4 protein-coding genes are annotated in these 4,521 nt (G+C 68.8%); 3 read left to right on the forward strand and 1 reads right to left on the reverse strand.

Going from position 1 to position 4,521, the window contains the following annotated elements; translation table 11 throughout:
• Nucleotides 1–25: 25 nt before the first annotated feature.
• Nucleotides 26–289 carry a DoxX family protein gene (locus tag ACFWRO_RS36955; protein ID WP_384519061.1) on the reverse strand — a complete coding sequence of 88 codons (264 nt, stop codon included), beginning with the start codon at nucleotides 287–289 and terminating at the stop codon, nucleotides 26–28.
• A gap of 115 nt (nucleotides 290–404) precedes the next feature.
• Between ACFWRO_RS36955 and ACFWRO_RS36960 the strand changes: the two genes are divergently transcribed.
• The 3 genes from ACFWRO_RS36960 (at nucleotide 405) to ACFWRO_RS36970 (ending at nucleotide 4,518) form a co-directional block, all read left to right on the forward strand.
• Nucleotides 405–887 (forward strand): MarR family winged helix-turn-helix transcriptional regulator, encoded by a 483-nt coding sequence (locus ACFWRO_RS36960; protein ID WP_384519064.1) that lies wholly within the window; start codon nucleotides 405–407, stop codon nucleotides 885–887.
• Between the two features lie 1,063 nt (nucleotides 888–1,950).
• Nucleotides 1,951–2,217 carry an SMI1/KNR4 family protein gene (locus ACFWRO_RS36965; protein WP_384519067.1) on the forward strand — a complete coding sequence of 89 codons (267 nt, stop codon included), beginning with the start codon at nucleotides 1,951–1,953 and terminating at the stop codon, nucleotides 2,215–2,217.
• 1,125 nt (nucleotides 2,218–3,342) lie between these two features.
• Nucleotides 3,343–4,518 (forward strand): hypothetical protein, encoded by a 1,176-nt coding sequence (locus tag ACFWRO_RS36970; protein WP_384519069.1) that lies wholly within the window; start codon nucleotides 3,343–3,345, stop codon nucleotides 4,516–4,518.
• Nucleotides 4,519–4,521: the final 3 nt, after the last annotated feature.

Raw genomic sequence — 4,521 nt, forward strand, 5'->3', positions numbered from 1 at the left:
TTGAGGTTCTTGCGCTCCTCACGGGTCAGGTTGGTCGGCCAGGACGACTCGGCCTGCGAGGTGGCGGCCGGGTTTCCGAGCGGTTCCGGGCTGCTGCCGGGAGGACCAGCCCCAAGGCGCCGAGCACCTCGACAGCGCCGACCGTCTTGACGGTCCCCGGGGAGAAGTCCGCGGTCCAGGCCATGCCGGAGGCGGACAGCTTCTCGCGCGACTGGCTGATCTTTATCAGCCCGGCCGCCAGAAACACGAGCGCGAGGACACTGGCAATGACCCACAGGGCGGTGTTCATCAGGGCACTTCCCATCCATTGACTTGAATCTTCAAGTCAAAAGCTAGCGCGCTCAACTTGAAGCGTCAAGCGTGGAGGGTAGATTTGAGTTGAAGGATCAAGCTAGGATGCGGTCATGGACACGCATGAACCCCGCTGGCTGAACGCCGAGGAGAGGCAGACCTGGCTCTCCCTGACCGCCATGGTGATCAACCTGTCGAACGCGCTGGACGCACAGTTGCTGCGCGACGCCCAGATCAGCCACTTCGAGTACCAAGTCCTGGCCACCCTGTCCGAGCCCGCCGAACGCACCATGCGCATGAGCGAGCTGGCGGTCCTCACCAACGGCTCGCTGTCCCGCCTGTCCCACGTGGTCAAGCGCCTGGAGAAGCAGGGCTGGGTGCGCCGTACCCCCGACCCGGACAACGGCCGCTACACCCTGGCGATCCTCACCGAAACGGGCTGGGAGAAGGTCGTAGCCACCGCCCCGGGCCATGTCGAGGAGGTCCGCCGCCTCGTCTTCGACCCCCTTACCCAGGCCCAGCAGCGCACCCTGCGCGCCATCGGCGACCGCGTCAACCAGGCCATCGCCCCCACCGACGCCTGCCGCCCGGACTGACGATGCGCCTCACACCTCGTCCGGCCCGCCCTGCCCCGCAGAAGGCTCATCGTGTCCTCGATATTCGATCCCGCCATGCCCGGCGGCGCGTACGGCGCCAGCGGCTGACGAACCGCGCCGACGCCTCCGCGCAGCCCCGACAAGGGCGAGCCGGAGGTCACCCGCTGGCGTACGGGCCCCGTAAGTGAAGGCCGAGCACCTCGGCCAGGAGGAGCACGGCCCTGCAGGCCGCGGGCCGGGCAGCTCCCGTAACGGCGACTTCGAACCGCAGCAGGCACATATGCCCCGGCGGCGGGCTCGCCGCATCACATCGCTCCACGCGCGGGCTGTCGATGCGTCCCGGTGTTCGGCCAGCCCAAGGTCCGGACGAGCCCGACGGCGGCCCCGGCCCGACGTAACCCGATTCGGGGTAATCCCTTCTCACGTACACGCCCGAAAGCCATTCCCCTGATTCCTCATCGGCCTGCGTACGTAACCCTGTACCGGCCTGCGCACATTCGGGCGTACGCCGACAACGGTGTCCCGCCGAGGCCCTGGCGGAGGTGTCCGCGGCCTCCGCTCAGTGCCAACCGGAGTACCCGTCGGGGTGCCCTCCGCTACCCTCACCCCGTGTGACGCCGTACAGGAACAGCCCCAGTACAAGCAGCGCGAGGAGCACGGTCCAGAATGTGCCTGGGAAATCTGAGGAACCCGGGCGCCGTGGGGGAACGTCGCCCTGGCTCGCGGTGTCGCTGTCCTCGTCGTTCATCCCGCCCCCCTCGGTCCGTATTCATGGCACTCAGCCACGTAGCCGGCGTCAAGCTTCCCAGCGCCGCTAGGCCGGGCGCGAGTCCCCCGCGTACAGGACCTACGAGAGCTGGTGTTACGCAAGGTCGGCAACCGGCAACCCTTCGCCGACTCCCCCTTGTGTGCCGTGATGCTCCTGGGTCTAAGACGGTCTTCGTGGCACCGCTGTGACAGCTTTCATCTTGCCCCGGGTAGCAGCGGTTCGAACTTGCCCCACCTGGCTTCCAGGAGGGGCCCGTCGGCGTCAAGGTCGGTGGCGGCACCTACGTTGTGCCCCATGAGTGATCAGCATTGGGCGAGCATCCGTCAACGGGTCGAGGCTTTGGGCGTGTCCGCCGCGAGCAGCGAAGTGTTCGGGGCGTTGGGGCACAGATGGGTTGTGGAGCAGCCGCTCAGCCACGCCGAGCTCGCAGAGCTCGAGGCGCAGATGAAGGTGCGGCTGCCGGAGGAGTTCCGAACATTCCTCCTTGGTGTCGGCGCGGATGGCACTGGTCCCGCTTACGGGTTGCTCCCGGTGCGGCGAGTGCAAGGCCGTTGGCGGTGAGAGGGCGACGGCGCGGACATGGCAGACCTATCCCGGCTTGCCGAGTCCTTTCCCGAGCAGGGACCGGACCCCGAGCTCGTCGAAGCGCTCCTTGCTGAACGTCCCGAGGAAGCCGAGAAGCCGGGCGCGGCGCTCCATGATCCGCAGCGTGCGGTCGACGGCCGCGAGGTCCTGGTCACGGCCTGCATCTCCTGTCCGCCGGTGAGCACGGCGGCGAGCGCGCCCGGGGAGCGGTCCATCGCGAGCTGCCTTTCGGCGCGTACGAGTTCGGCGCGCAATTCCGCGGAGGCGGCACGGCCCGCACTCACGGGGCCGGCCCTGCCGGGTTGCCGCCCGGCAACCCGGGGCGCTCTGCGAAACGAGCTGCGGACGCGGACCCCTTCTATGAGTCCCGGCCCGCCGCGTCGAGTTGAGACCTTCTTGTCCTCCCGACAGGCGCGTGATCATCTTCGGAGATGGGGGCCGAGGATTCCAAGCCCATGAAGGTCGTCCACCGCTGGCTCGCCCGCGAGGGGGGCAACTACACCGTCGGCATCACCCTCAGCGCCGGCCCGTTCAACAAACGGACCGCAATCGTCCAGCTCGACCAGGGCGGATTTCCGCCCGCACGCCTCCGTGCTCGCGGCGACGGGGGCAGGGACGCTGGAGCCCTTCCGCCCGGCGCATCAACGGGTTGTCCGGGACCCCGATACTTCCGCCTGACCTACGAAGACACCGGAGCCGACACGGCCACGGACGACTGACGCTGCCGCTGCAGAACCGCAGGCGCCCAAACGCCAAAAAGAGGGGCACCCCGGCGCCGACGGCAGGCCAGCGGGCGGTGCACACGGGGCAGGGGCGGGGTATACCCAGCCCGAACGGGAAGGTGCCCCCTCTCCGTATCACCGTCTACGAGACGGCAGCACTCACGTGACGGCCATCAACGCCGGCCCCTTCCCCTACGTACCACCTCCGACCCGCCGGGACGGGCGGCGAGGTGGTTCCTGACCGCCGCGACGACGGCGTCGCCCCGGCCTGGCCCGGCCCTGGATGGCCTCCTTCCGATTGCGGGCGCACAGTAGGACGGCTGTGCTGGGAAGGTCTGTGCCGCAGGTGGCGTGGGCATTGGAAACAGGGAGAACAATCATGGCCGACTTTGTCGTGAACACGTCCACCGCCGGGGGCCAGTCGCAGCCCTGCACCGACGCGCTGATCAGCAGCTCACAATTCACGGCGCTGTGGGCGGACGACGGCGACGCCGGTATCAAGGGCCAGAGCGTCAACTCCGCCGGAGCGAAGGTCGGCAGCGAATTCCTCGTCGCCGAGACGGCACCGGGCGGCAATACGAACCGGCGGTGGCCCTTCCTGGACTCCGTCGGCCTCAACACCTTTGTCGTCTGGATCGAGCAGCCGTTCAACCTGCCCCCGCCCACCCCCGCCGTCGTCCTGCGGCGCTTCTTCGACGGGCAGCCCTCCGGCCCGCCGACCCAGGTCAACACCGACTCCATCGACCCGGCTTTCCCGCCCACGGTCACCCGAATGATTGATGGCGGCTGCCTGGTCACCTGGACGGGCGCCGGCGAGCAGAAGCGCATCCGTGCCCAACGGTTCTCTCCCGAGGGGGAGAAGAAGGGCCCCGAGATCGCCGTCAACACCACCCCGGCGTTCCACCGCGACGCGGCCGTGACACTGCTAAGCAGCGGGGATGGGGCCTACGTCATCGCCTGGACCAATGGCGAGCCGGTGGGCGGCGGAGGGCTGGTCTACCGGACCTTCTCATTCGACGGCACGCCCCGGACGGGTGAGGTCCGCGCCAACGTCTCCGGGTTCGCGGGCCGGAGCGCGCTGACAGCCCTCGACAACGGGCGGTTCGTCGTCGCGCACATCAAGGCCACCGTGCCGAGCGACCTCGGTGTCCTCCAGACCACCGCCGTGGCCAGTGTCTTCGACCCGAACGGGGACGGCGACGTCATCACCAGCGCCTCCGCAGGCTCGCCGAAACACTTCCACCGAAGTGCACCGGCCCTGACAGCGCTGCCGGACGGGCGTTTCGTCCTCGCCTGGGTGGAGAAGAGCGCGGACACGTTCACAACCGTGCCGCTCGTGATGGCCCAGCTGTGCTCGGACTCCCAGCTTGAGATCGGGCCCAAGGCCCAGGTCAGCTCCGGCACCGACGGCAACCGCTTCCACTTGAGTGCGGCCGCTGTGTTCGGCCCCGGCACTCAGGAGAGTGCCTTCCTATCCTGGGCGGACATGACGGACGGAGGCGACACCACCATCCGCGGACGGGTCCTCGCCGTCGGCCCCGGGGGGCTGTCCTGACCC

The sequence above is a fragment of the Streptomyces sp. NPDC058579 genome (genome assembly GCF_042718575.1).
Lineage (GTDB): Bacteria > Actinomycetota > Actinomycetes > Streptomycetales > Streptomycetaceae > Streptomyces.

Coding starts and splice junctions, on each gene's coding strand:
- ACFWRO_RS36955 (WP_384519061.1), bottom strand. CDS start 289: ATGAACACCGCCCTGTGGGTCATTGCCAGTGTCCTCGCGCTCGTGTTT.
- ACFWRO_RS36960 (WP_384519064.1), top strand. CDS start 405: ATGGACACGCATGAACCCCGCTGGCTGAACGCCGAGGAGAGGCAGACC.
- ACFWRO_RS36965 (WP_384519067.1), top strand. CDS start 1,951: ATGAGTGATCAGCATTGGGCGAGCATCCGTCAACGGGTCGAGGCTTTG.
- ACFWRO_RS36970 (WP_384519069.1), top strand. CDS start 3,343: ATGGCCGACTTTGTCGTGAACACGTCCACCGCCGGGGGCCAGTCGCAG.